This is a genomic window from Flammeovirga sp. EKP202 (assembly GCF_014534745.1).
Taxonomy (GTDB): domain Bacteria; phylum Bacteroidota; class Bacteroidia; order Cytophagales; family Flammeovirgaceae; genus Flammeovirga.
The window spans coordinates 120,475-141,583 of sequence record NZ_JACVVP010000008.1; the positions used below are offsets into that span (position 1 = coordinate 120,475).

The window sequence follows — 21,109 nt, forward strand, 5'->3', positions numbered from 1 at the left end:
CATAGTCGATGAAGATTGATTTAAACAACTTCGAGAGATTTGAGGCAAGGCATAATGCGCCCAACCATACTCAAATCGAAGAGATGTTAAAAGCATTAGGGGTTTCTGATATTGATGAACTAATTTCACAGACTGTCCCTGAAAAAATCCGCCTTAAAGAGGCTTTAAACCTTCCTGAACCACTTACTGAGTACCAATTCTTACGTCAGTTCAAAGAAATTGCTCAGAAGAACAAAGTTTATCGTTCTTATATTGGTATGGGGTATTATAATACGATTACTCCTCCAGTAATCTTACGTAATATTATGGAAAATCCAGGTTGGTATACTGCTTATACTCCTTACCAAGCTGAGATTGCACAAGGTCGTTTAGAAATGCTTTTAAACTTCCAAACCATGGTCACTGACCTAACCGGTATGGAATTAGCTAACGCATCTTTATTGGATGAAGCTACGGCTGCAGGTGAAGTAGTTCACATGTTCCATGGCGCTAGAAAAGGTGCGAAGAAAAAACAAGCAAACAAATTCTTTGCTGCAAACACTTGCCACCCGCAAACTTTAGATCTTCTAAAAACACGTTGTACTCCAATTGGAGTAGAGTTAGTTATTGGTGATGTAGCTGAATTAGATGTTACTGATCCTACTTTATTTGGTGTATTGGTTCAATACCCAGATACTAACGGTGCAATCAGTGACTATACTGATTTTATTGCTGCTGCTCATGAAAACGGTGTTTTAGTGGCTATGGCTTCAGATCTTTTAGCCCTTACTTTACTAAAAGAGCCAGGTAAAATGGACGCAGATGCTGTAGTAGGTTCTGCACAACGTTTTGGTGTTCCTATGGGATACGGTGGACCTCATGCTGGTTTCTTAGCAACAAGAGATGCTTACAAACGTCAAATTCCAGGACGTATTATTGGTATTTCTAAAGATAAGGACGGTAATGAAGCATACCGTATGGCTTTACAGACTCGTGAGCAACATATCAAACGTGAGCGTGCAACGTCTAACATCTGTACTGCACAAGTACTATTAGGTGTAATGGCTGCTGCTTATGCAATTTACCACGGTCCTGAAGGTTTGAAAACAATTGCTTACCGTACGCATGGTATGGCTAACCTTTTAGTAAAAGGAGTAGAGCAATTAGGTTTTGAAGTAGAGAGCAAAGACTACTTCGATACAATTAAGATTAAAACAACGCCTTTACAAGCAAAAGCAATTCGTCTTTTAGCTGAAGAAAGAATGGCTAACTTCCGTTATTTTGAAGACGGAGCAATTGGTCTTTCTATGAATCAGTCAACAGATGTTTCTCACATCGAGGATATTGTTACAATCTTCCAAGATGCTTTAGATTTAAATGTTGCTGTAGATGTTCAGGCGTTAGCGAACGATATTGAAGTTGTAGTTCCTTCAGTTTTACAACGTGAGTCAGAGTTCTTAACACACCCAGTATTCAGCCAATACCACGCTGAACACGAGATGTTACGTTACCTGAAGCGTTTAGAGAACAAGGACCTTTCATTGGTACACTCAATGATCTCTTTAGGATCATGTACTATGAAATTGAACGCAACGGCAGAAATGATTCCTGTAACATGGCCAGAATTTGGTCAGTTGCACCCATTCGCTCCAAAAGAGCAAGCACAAGGTTACCAAGAAATCTTCAAAGACTTGGAAGCTTGGTTATGTGAGATTACTGGTTTTGATGCCATGTCATTACAACCAAACTCAGGTGCAAATGGTGAATACGCAGGATTATTGACAATCCGTGCTTATCACGAGGCACAAGGTGAAGGTCATAGAAATATTGCTATCATTCCTTCATCAGCTCACGGTACTAACCCAGCATCAGCAGTGATGGCAGGGATGAAAGTAGTGATCGTGAAATGTGATGAGGCAGGTAACATTGATGTAGAAGATTTAAAGGCAAAAGTAGAGCAACACTCTGCAAACCTTTCTTCATTGATGATCACTTATCCTTCAACGCATGGTGTATTTGAAGAATCAGTAATTGAAATCTGTCAAATTATCCATGACAATGGTGGTCGTGTGTATATGGATGGTGCCAATATGAACGCTCAAGTAGGGTTAACTTCTCCTGCTAATATTGGAGCAGACGTTTGTCACTTGAACTTACACAAAACATTCTGTATCCCTCACGGTGGTGGTGGACCAGGTGTTGGACCAATTGGTGTGGTAGCTGATCTTGCTCCTTACTTGCCAGGTCACGCAGTAATTGACAACAATGTAGGTGAAAATGCAGCTTCAGCGGTTTCAGCAGCACCTTGGGGTTCTGCTAGTATTTTACCAATCTCTTATGCTTACATCCGTATGATGGGTGCAGAGGGATTAACAAATGCTACAAAAGTGGCGATCTTGAATGCAAACTATATGCAGTCAAGGTTAAAAGAGCATTATCCAGTATTGTATGTTGGTGCCAACGGACGTAACGCTCACGAGATGATCGTAGATTGCCGTCAGTTCAAGCCAGCAGGTATTGAAGTGGAAGACATCGCAAAACGTTTAATGGATTATGGTTACCATGCTCCAACGGTTTCTTTCCCAGTACCAGGTACATTGATGATCGAGCCTACGGAATCAGAAAGCAAAGCAGAGTTAGATCAATTCTGTGATGCAATGATCGCTATCCGTCAAGAGATCCAAGAAGTGATCGACGGTAAAGCGGATGCAGTTGAGAACGTATTAAAGAACGCTCCTCATACACAGGCAATGACCATTACAGGAGAGTGGACACTTCCTTACTCAAGAGAGAAGGCGGTTTATCCTCTTCCTTATGTTCAAGCTAACAAGTTCTGGCCAACAGTACGTCGTATTGACAGTGCTTTCGGAGATAGAAACTTAATCTGTGCTTGTATTCCTGTAAGTGATTACGAAGAAGCAGAAGCTTAAATTTAAAATATAATTTAAGTACCTTTTTAGACACCAAAAATCCCTTCCTACGTTAAGTTTGGAAGGGATTTTTACTTTTATAGAAATGGGGATTAACCTATTATTATACTATGTTCTTTCCCTTCTTTCTCATATTTAATCACCATTGACCTTTCAATCAACTCGGCTTTATCAGGTAAGTGTTGTTCAGCAGTTGAATAGAGCAGATGCCCAAACCACCTTTCTTCATATCCATTGTTTCTTCTCTTTCCAGAACTGGTCTTCGTGAAAATTTCTTTCATTCGATCAAAGACAATATCCAAAGGTGAATTGACTAACTCTTCCGGTAGTGGAATATTCTGATCAAAATAAGTATTAAGAATTTTGAAAGATAGGAGAGTAGCTTCATATCTGTCAAAGCAACTGTCAGGCTTATTTCTATTGATAAAACGATCTTTGTTTTTCCACGTTCTATTGTCCTTTTTGTAATAAGGTGAATTCAGTAGAGAATCAGTGGATTGCTTTTGTACCATCTTGGATAAGATCGGTCCATAAAATGCTTTTCGATTATCAGAATAATTACTCTTTTCAACTTTATTAGTTGGAAGCACTGCTACAGCAAGTGATTTTGAGAAGTCTTCAATCGTCACCTTTTGTCCTAAAACTAGAAGTAGATCTTTTAATACAACAGGAGGAACATGGAAAATGGTTTCTATCTTATAATAGCTAGAAGCGTTGATCTCATTCCAAATAGCATCAATGATCAGTTGATATTCTTCTTCTTCAATGATTCCCCAAATTACAGAAGAGAATAAATAACGTTGAATCCCTTTTTGATCTTTGTCCTGTACTCTTTCATCTTCAAAAGTATTTTGAAGTGTCAGCGAATAATCTAAATCATCATAGGTTAGACCCTGTTTTGGAGTAGGTGTTTCAATATCCAATACAAGATTAAAAGAAGCATTTCTATTTCCTGATAGATCAGCACTGATGCTTTTCTCTAATCCATAAGCCACTTCTCTCTCGATAACATCTCTGCCATGTTTAAGGTCTATGAATGTTTCATTATGAGAAACCTTACGTCCAACACTCCAATTTCCTAGTTTGATACCCACTGATAAAGATTGACTAATTTCCAATCCTTTACCCGACATATAATGATTGACTTTAATACTTTTTTCCTGAATCAAATCAGAAATATCTAGTTTTAATAAAGAAGAAATATGCTTAGAAAGAATATCACTAGAAACATAAGCATCTAGCATACTGCTTTCCATCACAGACTTTCTGTAAGAATATTCTAGTCCTAATTCCAACTTTGCTTTTAGAAGAAGCATCACTTTTTGTTTTGCTTTCTGTACCTTTTCCTCATAGTCATCCAAGAAGTCTAAAACTTCCTCGAGGGGTGTTAATGCTGGAATATCAATTTTCTGAAGAATGGCCTGTACATAAATATTTTCGGTATTATTTTGTATTTTCTCTTTTACCTTATCAATAGAATCCCCTAGGTAATCTATAATATAGTCGTCAATGATTGATTCAATTTTTTCGATTGATTTGGGAGCAAGTGAAATACCTACTGAAGCTGACAGCCCAATTCCTTTTGTACTTTTCTTCTGCTTGTTTAATGTAATATGAAACGCATCATCAGTTTTTTGAATGAAACAGTTGAAAGCATCTTTTTTAGAGAATGAAAACCCAATAGTAGAAGAGGCTCCAACATTAAATGCATTGGATTGTCCACAACTTGTTAGTGCAAATACAGGAGCTAAAATAGAAGACAAAACTTCAACAAGATCAATGGATAAAGCTCCCTTAAACTCACCATTTAGTGAGAAACCTACACCTTCATTTTCTGCAAATGAATTCCAGAAGTTACTGTTTTTGCATTCAGTGAAAATTTCTTTCAAACTATGTACCTCATTCGCAATAGTCTCTACAGTACTTTTATGATTTGGATGAACTTTACACCAATTGATTGTAATGTCTTGTTTGCCCTCAGCTTCCAAAGAGAAGTATTTTGAGGCAGAAGCATTGGCATTTCCTTTTAAATGCCCTTCAATTAAGTATTCAATTATGGCATGGTTGGAGATGAGTTTTTTATAAGGGTGATCATTCGTCAAAATAACATTTTCATTTTCTTCAAAATCATCACTACTATTAAAAACGTTGATTCTAAAACTACTATTAGTATTCAAATCAATAAATAAATTATCATCAAATACAGGTAGGTTTTTCTTGTATGGAGCTTCAAATAGTTGATTATTGACTACTTCAAACTCTACATCGCTGAGTGGAGTAGTCATTGATTGGATTGTATTGGTGATTTTAGGGAGATAGCTCAATAAGTTCATAATTAGCTTTTAATATCAATATTTAAAAAATAGAGTAAACACATACTGTTTCAGTGCCTATCAATATTATGAAATATAAAACCGAGGAACAAATCTATATTTCTTTGTACATAATAGTATCACGTACTATTTAGAGCTGAAGCGTTGTTTACCCTTTTAGAAGAGATAATCTTGAAAAAATGTATTAAACCTACTGCACTTCTTAAAAGTAAGATAAATCGATTTCTTGCTGTTTTTTATCAGTGTAGAGTAATTCACCAGTTGATGTAATTGACCTGTTTTAGGGGCTTTTTTTGATTGAAATTGTATTTTTTTAAGAACATGATTTGAATATTTCTTTATTTTGAAAACAAAATCAAACTACGCCGTACAGATACTACAAATTAACCCCAATAACTATACGCTATGAAAAATTTAAAAAACCTAATTTTAATTTTTATTTCATCTATTTTTATCATTTCATGTACAACAGAAGAAAACGAAATTACTCCAGAAACATTTAATAATGGATCAGTTGATTTAACACAAAATGAGCACTTTGATGCAACTTGGAATATTACTACAGGTGGAGAAATATCGAGTATGGCATTTACAAGTGAAGGTTTAGCAACAATACAAGGAACAGCATCCAATGCTAGAACTTTAGTGGAAGAAAAAGATCTCTTGTTTTATGGTGAATATACAGTTGAGTCTGATACAATTATTGATTTAGAAGGCTATGGAACCGTTAAATTGCTGAATATTGATGGTGAGATTCAAATTGAATTAATCAAAGAAGATAATCCAGAGCAAAAAATAAATATGTCGGTTGAGGTCGATAAACAAGAATTTTCAGAAAGAACCGCTTTTTTAGCAAATGTATGGAAAGATGCAGCAGATGACTTCTATGTATTCTTTACTAAAGATGGAGCTATTATTAGTTCTGATGGTAATGGTATCTGGGAGTGGACTGATGATACAGAAGAGACAATTAAAGCAAAAATCTCAGATGATATCTTCCAGATAAATCTTTTGACTCTTACTGAAGAAAGTATAGATCTTACATTAAGTTTTGATGTGGAAGGAGTGACTTATACGGATACTATTAATCTTGTTCGAGCTGACTATGAAGAGTTAATGGATCATGTAGGAAGAGAATATAAGAAAGATGATGACGAGGAATACAATGTACCTAGCTTTATCGCCGGTAAAGGAAGTGTAAGTATTGATGGAGAAGAGTTATTCAAAATTGTAGGCGCTGCAGGTAGACAAAATGAAGTTTTTGATAACGATTCTTCAGGAAGATTTTTTGACTTGGTATTTATGGAAGATGTAAAAGTCTTAGAGAAATTAGATGAATATGAAGGAGATGAGTTTATCGGTAATATGCTTTCAGTTGGGATTACAACTTCTGCAGATGACCCCAAAAAGTTAATCGGTGATTATTCATCAGGTGGTGAATGGGAGGAAGCTACTTCTGCTTCTGATTATGGAGTGCAGTTTGCTGGTCTTACGACAATGATTAATGATGAGTTTACACTTTACTTAAAAGATCATGGTGATGGTCTTTCCGTTGAAAGTTTTACTGTCAAAGAAGGAGAGGATAGAACTTTTGTAATTGATGCAAAGTTTAATATTCATAAAGTCACAACAGACCATGAAGAAGTAGGTGAGAAGGCAACAGTAAGTTTTCACTACGAAGGAAAGTTATTCTTTATCACTGAAGATATCTAAATCTATTCCATAAAAAACTCCCTACTTGATAAAGTATCAGGTAGGGAGTTTTCTGTATATAATTCAAATCAAAATTTGTGTTTTTCTATTATCTGTTTCTTCCGTACTGTTCATGTGAACTCACCCAATCTGATGAAGAAATGGCCGACGCTAATGAAATTTCACCCGCTAACACTACCGCTGCTACAATCTCAGCAAATTTATGTGCTTTTCCTTTACCATAGCAGTCCAACAGTTGAAGGCTTTCCTTTTGAGTACCAATGCCTGTTCCACCACCATATGTGGCTATAATCAAAGAAGGAATAGTAATTGAAAGGTATAAATCGCCTTTATTGGTAAGTTCAGTATAAATAATACCTGCACTAGATTCAGATACATTGGCAACATCTTGACCAGTGGCTATAAACATTGCTGTAATGCCATTGGGGGAGTGTAGACCGGTATTGTTTACACCAGATAAGAAAGAGCCAATAGCGGCAATTCTAGAATGATGATCCAATTGTTCTGGATCAACTCTCATATATTGTTGTAAAACCTCCTTCTTTAATGTGACCTCAGCCGTTACTCTTTTACCACGAGTTCTCATAATATTAATCTGAGAAGCTTTCTTATCCGTAGCGAAATTAGATTCTAAGAAGAAATTTTGAATTCCTGAATATTGATCCAAAATCCAACTACAAGCAGCAAAAGTGGCTCTGCCCACCATATTTTGTCCAGCAGCATCACCTGTCTTGAAATTAAAACGTAAGAAGGCAAACTTATTGGATAAGAAATGATCAATATACACCAAGTCGGCAATAGAAGATGTACTTTCAGCCTCAGCTTTGATTTTATCAAAATTCAATTTAATCCATGCTACAAAATCTCTTGCTCCTCTAGCATCAATAAATTCAAAAACCGGTGCACGTTGCATGGCATCGTCCACCACGGAAACCTTTATGCCTCCACACATATTAGCGACTTTCATTCCTCTATTATAAGAGGCTACAAGAGTACCTTCTGTAGTGGCCATTGGTATCATGAACTCTCCAATAGCGTGTTCACCATTTACTTTAATAGGCCCGGCAAACCCCATCGGGATTTGAGCAACACCTGTAAAGTGCTCTATATTACCACCTAATTCATGAGGATCAATAGAATACTTTCCAATGTGATCGATTTTAGCACCCGTAAATTCTTCTACAAACTCTTGTCTTTTTTTGATAATGGGGTCTCCATAATCATCCATTTCATCTCTTGGGATCTTGATTTCAGTGTCTTTTTTCAGTGTGATAGCATCAGTGACTGAAAATTTAAGCGATCCAAACGGGGATGCTTTCACGGAAATCTCTACTTCATGTTTTTCTATCGCTAGTGGAGGATGATCCAATACCTCAATTTTAATCACTGCCCTTAGAGGAAAATCAAATCGGTTTTTAGAATTAATGTTGGTTGCTTTTACATCTTGTGCATTTGATGTGTGTAGCACAATTTTTTCATTACTGACTTCGTGTCCATCAATTTTAATATGGAGAAGTTCTTTTATTTCAGCGTCTTTGAGTCTATTTTTGATCGAAAACTCAATTCCACGTTCAGTGTTGTTAAGGCTGCCACGTGTGTATAGTTGCTTCAACAGCATACTTGGGATAAACATAGTTTATTTGGTTTTGCAGTGTGTAATAATATAGTTTATCATTAAACGATATTAGACCGTATTGTATAAGCAATTTAATAATATATATATAAAATGAAGCTTTTAATTTTAAATGGCCCCAATTTAAACCTGCTAGGTAAAAGAGAGCCAACGATTTACGGAAATACAAGTTTTGAAGAATATTTTGAGCAGCTTCAAGCTACATTACCTGAAGTTGAAATGGAATATCGTCAGAGTAATCATGAAGGAACGTTGGTCGATATCATTCATGAAGTAGGGTTCAGTTATGATGGAATCGTCTTAAATGCAGGGGCTTACACTCATACTTCAGTAGCAATAGCTGATGCGATTGCTGGAGTAGAAACGCCTGTAATTGAGGTGCATATCTCTAATGTACATGCTAGAGAAGCATTCAGACATAAAAGTTACATGGCAAAAAATTGTGTAGGGACAATTGCAGGGTTAGGCTTAAAAGGCTATGAATTAGCCGCTAGATATTTTGTTGAGAAATAGAAAATAAGCTAAAATAAATGAATGATTATTCTCTTATTCGTTTTTAAGAGGTTCTTTGGAATTTGTATAATCTTGAACTTTCTGAAGTAGGTTGTCTTTTTTAAATGGTTTTGAGATATAATCATTCATCCCTGCTTTTTTACATCTTTCAAATTCTCCTTTTAATGCGGATGCAGTCATAGCGATAATTGGAACATCTCTTTTGGATGCAGGGAAAGAACTTCTGATTTCTTTTGTGGCAGAATATCCATCCATTTCAGGCATATGAACATCCATTAAAATGAGATCGTAATCTGTCTCACTCAATTTTTCTAGGGCAATTTTTCCATTTTCAGCTAAATCCGAAACGTAGCCCCACTTTTTCAAAAGGCGAAGTACAAGCATTTGATTTACTTCATTGTCTTCCACAAGTAATATTTTCTTACTTGATGGTTTATCTTGTACTTCTGCGGTGTTTTTTTGCAGAGAAGAGGCGTTAGAAACCGCCTTAGTCGTTGCTATATATTTCTTGAAGGTAATTTCAAAGTAGAAAGTACTTCCTAAGTCTACCGTACTTTCTATATACATTTGACCTCCTTGAAGTTCTACCAGTTGTTTTGAAATGCTAAGTCCTAAACCTGTTCCACCAAACTTACGAGTTGTTTCATTTGAAGCTTGAGTGAAACTATTAAAAATGTGATCTATTTTATCTTTCTCAATACCAATACCTGTATCTTTTACAGAAAATTGTAGTGTTACTTTTTTATCGTTTTCAAACTTATTTCGTACTGAAATAATGATACTTCCATCAAAAGTAAATTTAACCGCATTTGAGTAAAGATTAATCAAAACCTGTTTCAACCTAACAGGATCTCCAACTATTCTTTCTGGGACTTTTTTAGAAATGTCAAGAATTGTATTTAATCCCTTTTGGTTCGTTTGAATAGAAAAAGCGTCAATAATAGAAGATGTGACTTCTTTGACGTCAATAACTTGTTCCTCAAATGATAGTTTACCAGACTCAATTTTAGAAATATCTAATATATCATTGATGACGACCAAGAGGTGAGAGGCCGAACTTTTTAATACTTTAAGTAAGTGTTTTTGTTCCTCATTGAGTTTTGTATCCTGCAATAAATCTGTCATTCCCATCACTCCATTAATCGGAGTTCTGATTTCATGAGACATATTGGCTAGAAATTCTTGCTTTGCTTTTGCGGAACTTTCAGCGACCTCTTTTGCATGAATTAAGGATTCATTTTGTAATTCAATCTTTGAAAGCATACCATTAAAAGCATCAATCAATAATCCAATTTCATCATCTCTACGGTCTTTAATTCTAATAGAATAATCTTTCTTTTTAGAGATAATATTCGCTATTCGCTCCAGTTCGAGGATTGGTTTTGATATACTTCTTTGTAGCGGAACTGAGAGTGTTGATACGAAAATTAAAACTGATCCAACAATCAAGAAAAACATAAAAAAGTATGTTGTAATACGTTCTCTAATTGAAGTCAAATCAGATCTGAGATAAACGGTATTTATCCTTCCGTTTTCATCAAAAGTACTAACATAGATATCTAAATAGTTCTCTAAAAGAGCAAAAGTGGTATTGTTTTGAGAGAAACTAGGGATAAATTCAGCATGAGAAATTTGCCAATCCTTATCTAAAATAACTTTATCATACAGCTCAATATTTTTATCCTTAGCTTGTAAGAGTGCGGTTTTGCTATAGATTGCAAATAACCTTTGTTCTTTGTCAAAGATAACTCCTGTTACAATTTGTGTATTATTATTGAGGAGCTCATTTAAATTTCGTTGCGCGGGAGTGAACTGCTGTAGCTCTACAGAGGCGTCGTTGTTATCACCAATTAGTTTGGCTAACTGTTTGGTCTCTTTAATGAAGTTTTCTTTATACTGCTGAAAATCGTAAGCACAAAAAAGAATCGTAGAAAATGAGGAAGCGATTAAACTTACAAACATGATAATACCTATCAGTTTATACCTCAAAGATTGGGATAATATTTTTTTAATTTGGGTCATAAGGGATGATGTCACTTGCGAGATTTAGGAGCTTCACATCAATGGTTAATTGTGCCTTATTGGCGGAAACAATGTTTAGAGTATATAGCCCATTAGGAGTTAAATTGATGATACCCCCATTTTTACAAAAGTTAGGGATATTGTCTCCTATTGTCAATACAAAAGAGTTGTTTCTACTATAAATTTCTTGAAGAAATGTCTTCACTTCTTCTTCCTTAAACCCTTGAGCCATAAAAACAATGTGAGACCCCTTTAGCTCTCTAATTGTTTTCGCTCTTCTTATTTCCCAAGCTCGTCCGTTGACATATCTGTTTCTAAACATATTGTCAATCACATCACCAAAAGGATCGTCTCCTAATATACCAAGCACAAGCTTATCACCTTCCATAAATGCTTTGGAAGGCCAATTGACATATTTAGCAAAAGTATTGATGATACCAGCCTTTCTTTCATATTCATCGAATTGAGCTCTACTTTCTTGTTGGAAAACAAGAATGAAGAGTACTGCAATAACAGGTACTAGTTGAAGTGGTGATATGTTCAGAAAAGATTTTTTCAAAACTTATTTTATTATTATAGATAATTTCAGACAACCGGTGTCATCTGAGCTCATTTTAGGTTTTTCAACAACTTTAACTTTCCATTGTTCCACACCTTTAGAAGCAAGGTAATTGTTGATGGAATTGATTCTCATCTGAGTTAAAGTGTCAGTTTCTTTGATTTCGTGATTCTCATTTTCCTGAGAAAAATGAATGATTTCCAGCCTTAAGTCACTCCTTGGTTTTATAAATGAAGCGATGTCGTTTAGTGTTTTCTGATCTTCTCTAGAGATGTCAAATTCGTTTTCTACGAAATAATACCTCTGATCTAATATGCTATTATTTTCTTTGGAAAGACGCACTACTTTATCACCTGTATCACCTCTCATACTATCCAGGGACGTTAATAAATCTGGATTTGCTTCATTAAATGCTCTTTCAATCAGATCTAATAAAGGAGTGTAATAAGGGTCAGGACTACCTTTTGCTTGTTGAGAAATGACGGGGTCCAAGGCAGGGTCATCCAAAGCATTTAAAGAGGCTAAACCGTCCTTGTCTGTACGATCAACAATCATATCCATTAACATCAAGAGAGCGTCATATCGAGCATCTGCGATGTCTTCTTTCTTATCTTTTATCTGATCAAAAGTGGTAACTTCAAATTGAGATTCTTCAGGTATAATATCATACCCAACCGTTTTATTCAGAACCACAATGTCTTTCATTTTGAAAGTCTTGATCAATTGATATCTATAAGTATCCTTAGGTAGATCAATTTTGATATTGTATAACTCTAACTCATTATGAGTAACCGTAATTGTATAATTCTTTCCAGGTAAAAGGATCATGAAAAACTTACCCGTAGAAGGGTCAGGGTCATAAACATATTTCTTATAAGTAATATTATCTTGATCTTTTACCGTTAGGCTAATTGGGATTTTTTGTCCATTTTTCTCTACTTCAATATTTCCCGTTACAATGGCTCTTTTCATTTTGTGGACAGGCTTGAATATTGAATAGATGTCAAATCCACCTATTGCATCTTTATTTTGTCTGTTAGATGAAAAGTAGGAATATCTTTTACTAGGAATTTGAGAGAATTGTAATTCGTCATATGGAGAATTAATTGTCACTCCTAAGTTTTGAGGAGTTGACCAAGTAGCACCTTCTTTTACAGATGTGACTAAATCAAAATCACCGATCGAAAGTGTACCATTTGTAGAATAATAAAGGGTTTTATTATCGTTATGTACAAATGGGTAGATTTCGTCATATTCACTATTAATTGTTGGTCCTAGATTAATTGGTTTAGACCAATCATCCTTGCCAATTTTAATAGATTTATAAAGATCATAACCTCCTTGCCCTCCAGGTCTATCACTAGAAAAATAGATTGTAGTACCATTATTCGCTAAAAAGGCTCCTTTTTCATTATGTTCTGAATTGATTTTATCATTCAGCTTTTTAGGCTTTAACCATCTTCCCTTTTTTACTTTTGTTTCATAGATATTTCCTTTGCCAACAGGGTCGGTAAGGTATTCAATGTACAAAAGCATATAAGCCCCGTCTTGTATATAAAGTGGGTAAATATCTCTGAAGTCTTCGTTAAATTGAGGATAGGGGTGATGAAACTGAATTCCCTTTCGGTAAGAAAGGTAAATGTCATCATCATTACTTTGTAGTTTTTCGGGAAGAAAGCGGTACTGATCTCCGTACACATAATTGAAACTGTCTCTTTGTCTTTTCGAACTGAAAATTAAGAAATTGTCCAATTTGGAAATGATTGGAGATTTTTCATCATAAGAAGTATTGATGGGAATCTCCATGACTTGTGATGAAGTAGTATTACCTGTTGTTACTTTTTTTGAAAGGTTGATGGCGTTTTCGCATTGCTCAATTCTTAACCTTGCATCTTTAAAAACGGATTGTTCAACAGCTTGTTCATAAGCTTCTAAGTATTCATTATAATAGTTGATTGCTTCAATATAGTTCTCTTTATAGTGAAGTAACCTCGCATAATAATAGTACTTTTCAGCAGGAATATCAGAACACGAATGTTCTATTAAGTATTTAAAATAAGGTTCAGCACCAGCCTTTGAAAATGGAGACTGATAAATACAAATACCTATTTTATACTTAATAGAACATGAAGTGATGTCTTTGACGGCAATTTTCTCGTACATCGCCAAAGCTTCATAATATTGGCCTTCTTCAAAAAGTTTATCAGCATTTTCAATACTTACATTTTGTGCAACTACTGAACGTGATAAAATGAGAAGGAGAATAAAAACTATATAGTGCTTTCTTGAATTCAGAAGTTCGATAGTTTAAATAGAACCATTTGGATTTGTTCTTATCAATAAGATACCAAAATTGTTTTGGTCACTTGTTTGCTTCGACCCAACTATGATTAGATCTTGATTGGCAGCTTCTAGAACAGCATAACCTCTTTGTTCTTTTACACCCCCAATAGATTTTTCCCATAGTTTATTACCATTAGCGTCCAGTTTTACAAGCAATGTGTTAAAACCGTCCAAACTAGTATTATCTCCGTATTCATCTGGAACCCATACTTCAGTATAACCTACGACAGCAAACCCACCATCGCTAGTAACTGTAATGCCATTACCTTCGTCATAGCTAAGGCCTCCGAAAGATTTATGCCATTGTTGTACTCCGCTAGCATCCGTTTTTACGACCCAGCAATCTAAACTTGCTTCAGCAAAAGTATAGGAGTAACCTACTATGGCAAAGCCGCCATCAGGAGTTTGTACAAACTGATTCGCTTTTTCAGTGTCACCACCGCCATACGTTTTTTCCCATTTTAATGTTCCATCTAAACCGATGTTAAACATCCAAATGTCCCACTTTCCTTTTCCAGAAGATTCAGTGTTTCCAATGATTGTATAACCACCTTCAGATATGGCGATATCGACGGCCTCATCATTTTTAGCTCCACCGTAAGTTTTTCTCCATTCTTCAGTACCGTTTCCATCAATTTTTAAGACGAAAGCATCGCCGCTAGGATCTTCACTATCTAAAGTGATAATCTTACCACCAATGATGTAACCACCATCTTCAGTGGCTTTGATACAAGTCCCTTCTTCAATTGAAACTTGGTCGCCATAAGTATGTCTCCAAACCAATTTACCTCTAGCATCAACTTTCACCACCCAAGTATCTTTGATGTCTACACTAAATCCATAAGAATCTGAGCTTCCTACTGTAATGTAACCGCCATCTTTAGTTTGGATGATATCATATACTTCTTCTGTTTCGGTATCTCCAAATTTGAAATTCCATATGACATTTCCTCCATCATCCACTTTCCACAAACTCATGTCCATATTACCACTTGTTCCAATTGAACGTCCAGCGATAACATATCCACTGTCATGAGCTTTCACAATTGCTCTTCCAATATCATACTTTCCGCCACCAAGCACCTTGTTAAAACTCGATAGAATTTTGGAAGGTGGGGTAGTTGAGAATCCAAAACTAGAGGTTAATAAACCAATAAGTAGTAGTATAAAAAAGTTTCTTTTCATTCTAGATTATTTAGGTCTTTTGAAGACATCTCATCTTTACAACGACCAAAATTAAGTTTTATTCTATTAAACCATTTTTACGTAACTTCCTAAGAAGGTAATGGTGTCAGGGTATACTCTTATAACTTCCTGAATTTTACTTTCTTCATAGTGACCATCAAAATCAATCAAGAACCAATATTTGAAATTATCTTTTTCTTTGGCAGGTCTACTTTCAATTTTAGTAAGGTTAATATCACGCTGTCTAAATTCTTCCAAGAAGTTTGCCAAATCTCCAGGGTGATTGCCAATTTTTGCAAGAATAGATGTTTTGTCCTTTCCAGATTTTTGATTTACAAGGTCTTTCGCAAGAATCAAGAATCTAGTAGTGTTGTCTTGACTGTCTTCTATGTTGTTGTAAATGATAGGTAGTTTATAAAGTTTTGCTGCAATTTGTGAACAGATAGCAGCTGCACCTTCTTCTTCTAATGCAAGTTTGGCAGCTTTAGAAGTTGAAGCTACTTGAATGAGACGAATGTCCTCATCGAAATAATCTTCAATAAACTGTCTACACTGTCTAAACGCAATATCTTTAGAATATATTTTCTTAATCTTAGATAAATCATCTGTTTTTGATGCCAAAGTGAAATTTACAGATAACGGCAATTCGGCTACGATCTTCACATTACGATAGCAAAGTTGATCGATTGTTTCAGCTACAGTTCCTTCTTGATTGTTTTCAATTGGAACTACACCGAAACGTACCCTTCCTGTTTCGACATTATCAAAAACAGATTTTATAGTTTTCAAGGAAATGTATTCACTCATTGCTCCAAATCTGCTTTCTGCAGCTTGGTGTGTATAACTTCCTTCAGGTCCTAAAAATGCTACTTTCTCTGGTAGTTCAATATTTCTACTTACTGCAAAAACTTCTAAAAAGATAGCTTCAATAGCGGCATGATTTAATGTGCCTTCGTCTGCTTTTGAGATAGAGTGTAATCGATCAATGATTGATTTTTCTCTTTCAGGTCTATAAATAGCCGTTTTTTCGTGTTTTTTTAACTCTCCGACTTGTTTTACGACATTCATTCTTTCGTTTAACAAACGAAGAATTTGATTGTCTATAGCATCTATTTGATTTCTTAACGACAGTAAGTCCATCTTAACCGCACCTTTAGTGAAAATAAAATATGAATTAAAGTGGTGATAAATTACAATTACTCACTCACTTCATAATAGTTACATCCTACAAAACTATAAAAAAAAAGCAAAAAAAAGGGCAGAAGTCAATGTCTTCTGCCCTGATTGTATTTTTTTATGTTTTATCTCTTAAATCCAAGTACTGCAGCACCGCAATAACTCTTAGAATCTTTGAAAGTAAAACTTAAATAATAGATTCCTGTTGAAGTACATTTGTAAGTCCAAGTACCTAAGAAACGGTTATTGTAAAAACTAGAAATGATTCTACGTCTTTTGGCATTGTATAATGTACTGATTAAACCTTGAGCACCACCATCTTTACCTGAGATAGTAATTTGGTAGCTTGTGTCTTTTGCTAATACACAAGTATACTCAATTTTACGTCTAGTACCATTTCTACCATCAATTCTGTAACTTTTTGAGAATTGGAAACCTGGGTTTAATTCCTTCATACTTTTTGTTACATAAAGTTCTGCGTTACATTGCGCTGAAGCTTCATTGAATGCAAAAAGAGCGAAGATTAATGAGAATGCTAAGAATATCTTTTTCATTGTTCTGTATTTTTTCACTTAAGAAGTAATCTTATTATCTAATTACCTTGTTACGGATAGATTTCAATAAACTTGTGATTTTTTGGATATCACCGTCAGTTACATGGACTACGCTTCTAGTACCATCTGTAACAACAAGTACGCCATCAATTTCTTCCATAGTAGGTTCTCCTACGATTACCTCGACTTCAATTTGATCATAAATCTCTTGTAAAGCAGTGAGGTCATTAATCAAGTCCTCAAAACCTGGGCTTGATTTGTATATATCTAAAACTAGAAGTAATTGATCTAAAACAATTTTTTGATCACCAATCTTATCTTTTAAAAGATCATTTGGTTCACGTGCATTTACCATTGCAGTAAGGTAAACTGCCTCAATCCAACCACCTGTTAAAATCAGAGCACTAACATTCTCTCTTTTTCTTTCAGCAAGGTTGTTATTAATTTTTTCAAAGTTTAAAGTAGTAGTTTGGATAAGTTCATCTAATCTATTTGAACTTTCTGCTAACTCTTTAATTGTTTCGTAGTCAAAAAATGCTCCAATTCCTAACCCGTCAGCAAGATCTTTTACTGAGTTTAAGAAGCTAATTGCATCCTGATTTTTTCCATAAATGTTCGCAAAGCCAAGGTCAGTACCGTAAATTCCTAGGTTTAATGCTTTTTGAAAAGTAGTGTTATATCTTGAAACAGCGTCTGGCGTATTTAAATCGCTTTTATTGTAAACTGTTCCATTCTCTTTAATTAGAACTGAAATTTCAAGAGGAGAAGGGATAGATTCTAAAACCTCACCTACTGGTAATATCTCTTGTTCAATGTGAGAAGGGTATACCCCGATGTTTGTATTTTTTACCTTTTCACTAGGTAATTCTCCAGCTTGAGCGAACGAGGAAGCTAAGAGTACCGATGCGGCTAATGTATTAAGATATTTGGTTTTCATCTTATTCTGGTTTTCTAAGATAGTTGCTATCCAAAATATAAGAGGATAATTAACAGTTGTGTTTATGCTTCTTTAGAGACAATCTTTGTAAAAATTACTTCAACCCCTTCAATCAGTTTCTTTAATAATTCAAAATAAAGAGTGAAGTACAAAAGAATAGACATCATCCAAATCCACAGTACATTAAATGTAAATGTGTCAATATATGTGCCAAAAAATTTCTTTGCAGGGGCAAAAAGGTGAGTTCTATAATCCAAAACTCCAGCAGTATTCTCTTTAATAAAGAAAATTGGATCTATAAGTTGCACAATTCTATTATGATCAACAACAGTTCTATTAAGAACAGTTTTGTTTTTCACGAAAGTTTCTAGTTGATCATTGTAATATTTATCTTTTGATTCCGATAAATTGAATTCTTCACCCATTTCTTTCTTCATTTCATAGATCTTAGCATCTCTTTGTTCTTCTGCTTTGATCAAGAAATCATTATAGAAAATAGACGATTCATAAAGAATTTTTCTGAACTGATTGCCTTCACTAGAAGTGATTTTTCCATCTTCCATGAAAGACATTACAGTTGCTTTTTTCTCCTTACTTGTCGTGAAGAATAAATCAGAATTAATTTCATTGGTTAATGTAAGAATGTCATCGGCTAATATCTTAGCAGTACTATCATTTGTATTCTTACTATTTAATTGAGCATTATAAAGGATTTCTTCCATTCTTGGTTCCCAATATGCACTCTTGTAGTTACTTTGACTTAATTGCATATCTACTTCAAAGAATGGTCTCTCATATCTGTTATTTTTAAATTGCTCAACAGATAAACCTTCATAAGCCCATCTAGAAGCCATAATATCAGCAATTAGAGGTGTCTTACCATGTTCACTAATGGTATTATTTAATTTACTAAAATCAAATATCAAACCACTCAAAATCATTTGAGGAATCAGCAGAATTGGAATTAATATATATACCGTAATTGCTGAATTAAATGCAGAAGAAATGTTCAAACCGATCAAGTTGGCATGACAAGAAACAGTAAATAGAATTAGCCAATACTGATATGTCAAATCTGGAATCTCCAATAAGGTGTTACCTATAAGTACAAAGGTAAATGTTTGTACAGCGGAGAACCCAAATAATATGATCAACTTAGAGAATAGATAACTAGATCGACTGAGGTTTAGGAAGGACTCCCTTTTCTTAATCTTTCTGTCTTTAATAATCTCTTCAGCACTTACTGTCATACCCATAAATAATGCTACCAAAATAGCAATTAGGATATAAGCAGGAACGTTTTCATTATGCCTGAATACATAATCCGAGTCATTATCTTTGATGTAATAAATAACCCAAGAAAGTAAAATAGCTAAGAAAGGAGCCTCTAATAAGTTGATCAATAAATACTGTTTATTACTGAATTTCGCTAAGAAATCACGGATCGTAAAAATAACAGTTTGTTTTATCTTGGAAGGAATTCTTAAGGTCTTTGGTGGATCAACATGTACTTCTTCAACTTCTTGTTTTTGGAAAGTTTCTGAATATACTTTATACCAATCCTGAGGAGTAGCCTTCCTTTTGTTAGTGAATTCACCATATTCATCCACAACTTGAGCTTCAATGATGTTGAAGAGCTGTTCAGGGTTCACATTACCACAAGTGTTACATTGTCCTTGGTCACTATCCACTTGTCCTGCAGCACTCTTAAAGTGTGTTATGGCCTCAATTGGATTACCATAAAATACCGGATATCCACCTGTGTCTAATAACCACATCTTATCAAACATCTTATAGATATCTGATGAAGGTTGGTGAATTACCACAAATATCAATTTACCTTTTAATGATAATTCCTTTAAAAGGTCAATAACATTTTCAGAATCTCTAGAAGATAAACCTGAAGTAGGTTCATCCACAAACATCACTGCTGGTTCACGAATAAGTTCTAAAGCAATATTTAGACGTTTACGCTGACCACCTGAAATCTTTTTGTTTAGAACATTACCTACTACTAAGTGTGCAATTCTATCTAAACCTAAACTAAGAAGAACTTCGTTTACCTTATCTGTTAACTCCGCTTCGTTCATGTCTTTGAAACAAAGCTTTGCATTGTAGTAAAGGTTTTGGAATACTGTTAATTCTTCAATAAGAAGGTCATCTTGAGCAATGTAACCAATGACACCCTCAATTTTATCTTTTTCTTTGTGGAGGTTGTACCCGTTAATTCTCACTTCACCATTGGACGGAGTTTCCAATCCAGCAAGTACGTTAAGAAGGGTTGTTTTACCTGCACCAGAGGCTCCCATAATCCCAACAAGTTGACCGGTGTTTTCACCAAAGTTAATATCGCGAAGACCAACTTGTCCATTAGGGAATTTATATTCTAAATTCTCAACAATGAAAGAGATATTGCCACCAATTTCATCTGAGTTGTATTTGTTTACTAAATCACTGTAGTATAGCGGAGCTCCTTTAGGTGTCTTGAAAATACTACCAGGAGAAAATAAATGAACCGTATTTGCTGCTACAGGCTGACCATTTAAGTAAATAGTGTCTTTACCTGTATATTTTGTGAAGTATAAAGCAACACTCTTTAGTCTGATGAAAATGATTTCACCATCTAAAAGTCCAGAATCAATAAATTTGATTTTACTTCCTTCAGGAGGCATTTCGTCATCGAAAATAAGAATATCTTCATTATCAATTTTTGAAGAGTGGGATTCAATGACAAAACGTTCTAATAACTTGTACTCTGGAGAAGGGATATTAAATACATCAGCTACCGTGTGTATAATATCCATTCTTTGTGGGGTAAATGATTTATCTGAGGCCACAAGTTCCAATAGCTTCACCATTACGATGATTTTCTGCTTTTGGTCAAGTGTCTTATTGATTTTTCTACAAAGAGAAAGTGTTCTTACCGAGTTTCTCACCGATACAGCATCGGATACTGTGTCGTCAGCATTTTCGCCTCTTGCAGCTCTCTTTTTTGCAGCTTTTGCTTTTCTTTTTGCAATACGATCTTCTTCATCTTTGATAAGTTGATCATATAGCTCAATATATTCTTCAACAGAACGTTTCTCAAGTTCTTGGTTCAAGAAGTTGATGACGAAATTCCTTTCCGTTTCTGTTAATCCTTCATCTTGTGTAGAGATGATAGCAAAAAGTTGCGTCAGTGCCTTTAATATTTCTTCACTCATAGATTGCCGACAATAGTTCGGAAATTCAA

The 21,109-nt window shown here is 34.9% G+C and carries 13 protein-coding genes; 3 read left to right on the forward strand and 10 right to left on the reverse strand.

What is annotated here, in order from left to right:
- Positions 1-8: 8 nt before the first annotated feature.
- Positions 9-2,909: an aminomethyl-transferring glycine dehydrogenase gene (gene gcvP, locus IC221_RS06925; protein ID WP_188168263.1), complete on the forward strand. Its 2,901-nt coding sequence runs from the start codon at positions 9-11 to the stop codon at positions 2,907-2,909.
- 92 nt (positions 2,910-3,001) lie between these two features.
- Here the strand turns inward: gcvP and IC221_RS06930 are convergent, their stop codons facing one another.
- Positions 3,002-5,242 carry a hypothetical protein gene (locus IC221_RS06930; protein ID WP_188168264.1) on the reverse strand — a complete coding sequence of 747 codons (2,241 nt, stop codon included), beginning with the start codon at positions 5,240-5,242 and terminating at the stop codon, positions 3,002-3,004.
- 405 nt (positions 5,243-5,647) lie between these two features.
- Between IC221_RS06930 and IC221_RS06935 the strand changes: the two genes are divergently transcribed.
- The gene (locus IC221_RS06935; protein ID WP_188168265.1) at positions 5,648-6,955 is read left to right on the forward strand and encodes a hypothetical protein; all 1,308 of its coding nucleotides are present in this window, start codon (positions 5,648-5,650) and stop codon (positions 6,953-6,955) included.
- A gap of 88 nt (positions 6,956-7,043) precedes the next feature.
- Here IC221_RS06935 and IC221_RS06940 read toward each other — a convergent pair whose 3' ends face one another.
- On the reverse strand, positions 7,044-8,588 hold the full coding sequence (locus IC221_RS06940) for a hydroxymethylglutaryl-CoA reductase (RefSeq protein ID WP_188168266.1): 1,545 nt from the start codon (positions 8,586-8,588) through the stop codon (positions 7,044-7,046).
- Between the two features lie 93 nt (positions 8,589-8,681).
- Between IC221_RS06940 and aroQ the strand changes: the two genes are divergently transcribed.
- On the forward strand, positions 8,682-9,101 hold the full coding sequence (gene aroQ, locus IC221_RS06945) for a type II 3-dehydroquinate dehydratase (RefSeq protein WP_044202803.1): 420 nt from the start codon (positions 8,682-8,684) through the stop codon (positions 9,099-9,101).
- Positions 9,102-9,134: 33 nt separating this feature from the next.
- On the opposite strand, the gene IC221_RS06950 is transcribed toward aroQ, so the two are convergent.
- The 8 genes from IC221_RS06950 to IC221_RS06985 all read right to left on the reverse strand — a co-directional run bounded on the left by IC221_RS06950 (position 9,135) and on the right by IC221_RS06985 (position 21,080).
- The gene (locus IC221_RS06950; protein ID WP_188168267.1) at positions 9,135-11,063 is read right to left on the reverse strand and encodes a response regulator; all 1,929 of its coding nucleotides are present in this window, start codon (positions 11,061-11,063) and stop codon (positions 9,135-9,137) included.
- 46 nt (positions 11,064-11,109) lie between these two features.
- The gene (locus tag IC221_RS06955) at positions 11,110-11,682 is read right to left on the reverse strand and encodes a YfiR family protein (RefSeq protein ID WP_188168268.1); all 573 of its coding nucleotides are present in this window, start codon (positions 11,680-11,682) and stop codon (positions 11,110-11,112) included.
- 3 nt (positions 11,683-11,685) lie between these two features.
- The gene (locus IC221_RS06960) at positions 11,686-13,845 is read right to left on the reverse strand and encodes a PD40 domain-containing protein (protein ID WP_188168269.1); all 2,160 of its coding nucleotides are present in this window, start codon (positions 13,843-13,845) and stop codon (positions 11,686-11,688) included.
- Between the two features lie 144 nt (positions 13,846-13,989).
- Positions 13,990-15,210: a hypothetical protein gene (locus tag IC221_RS06965; protein WP_188168270.1), complete on the reverse strand. Its 1,221-nt coding sequence runs from the start codon at positions 15,208-15,210 to the stop codon at positions 13,990-13,992.
- A 66-nt stretch (positions 15,211-15,276) separates the two neighbouring features.
- A complete protein-coding gene (gene pheA, locus IC221_RS06970) occupies positions 15,277-16,350 on the reverse strand; it encodes a prephenate dehydratase (protein ID WP_044202796.1) in 1,074 nt (357 codons plus the stop codon).
- Between the two features lie 161 nt (positions 16,351-16,511).
- On the reverse strand, positions 16,512-16,940 hold the full coding sequence (locus IC221_RS06975) for a hypothetical protein (protein WP_044202794.1): 429 nt from the start codon (positions 16,938-16,940) through the stop codon (positions 16,512-16,514).
- 34 nt (positions 16,941-16,974) lie between these two features.
- Entirely contained in the window at positions 16,975-17,877 is a 903-nt protein-coding gene (locus IC221_RS06980) for a hypothetical protein (RefSeq protein ID WP_044202793.1), read from the reverse strand.
- Between the two features lie 62 nt (positions 17,878-17,939).
- Positions 17,940-21,080 (reverse strand): ATP-binding cassette domain-containing protein, encoded by a 3,141-nt coding sequence (locus IC221_RS06985; RefSeq protein ID WP_188168271.1) that lies wholly within the window; start codon positions 21,078-21,080, stop codon positions 17,940-17,942.
- Positions 21,081-21,109: the final 29 nt, after the last annotated feature.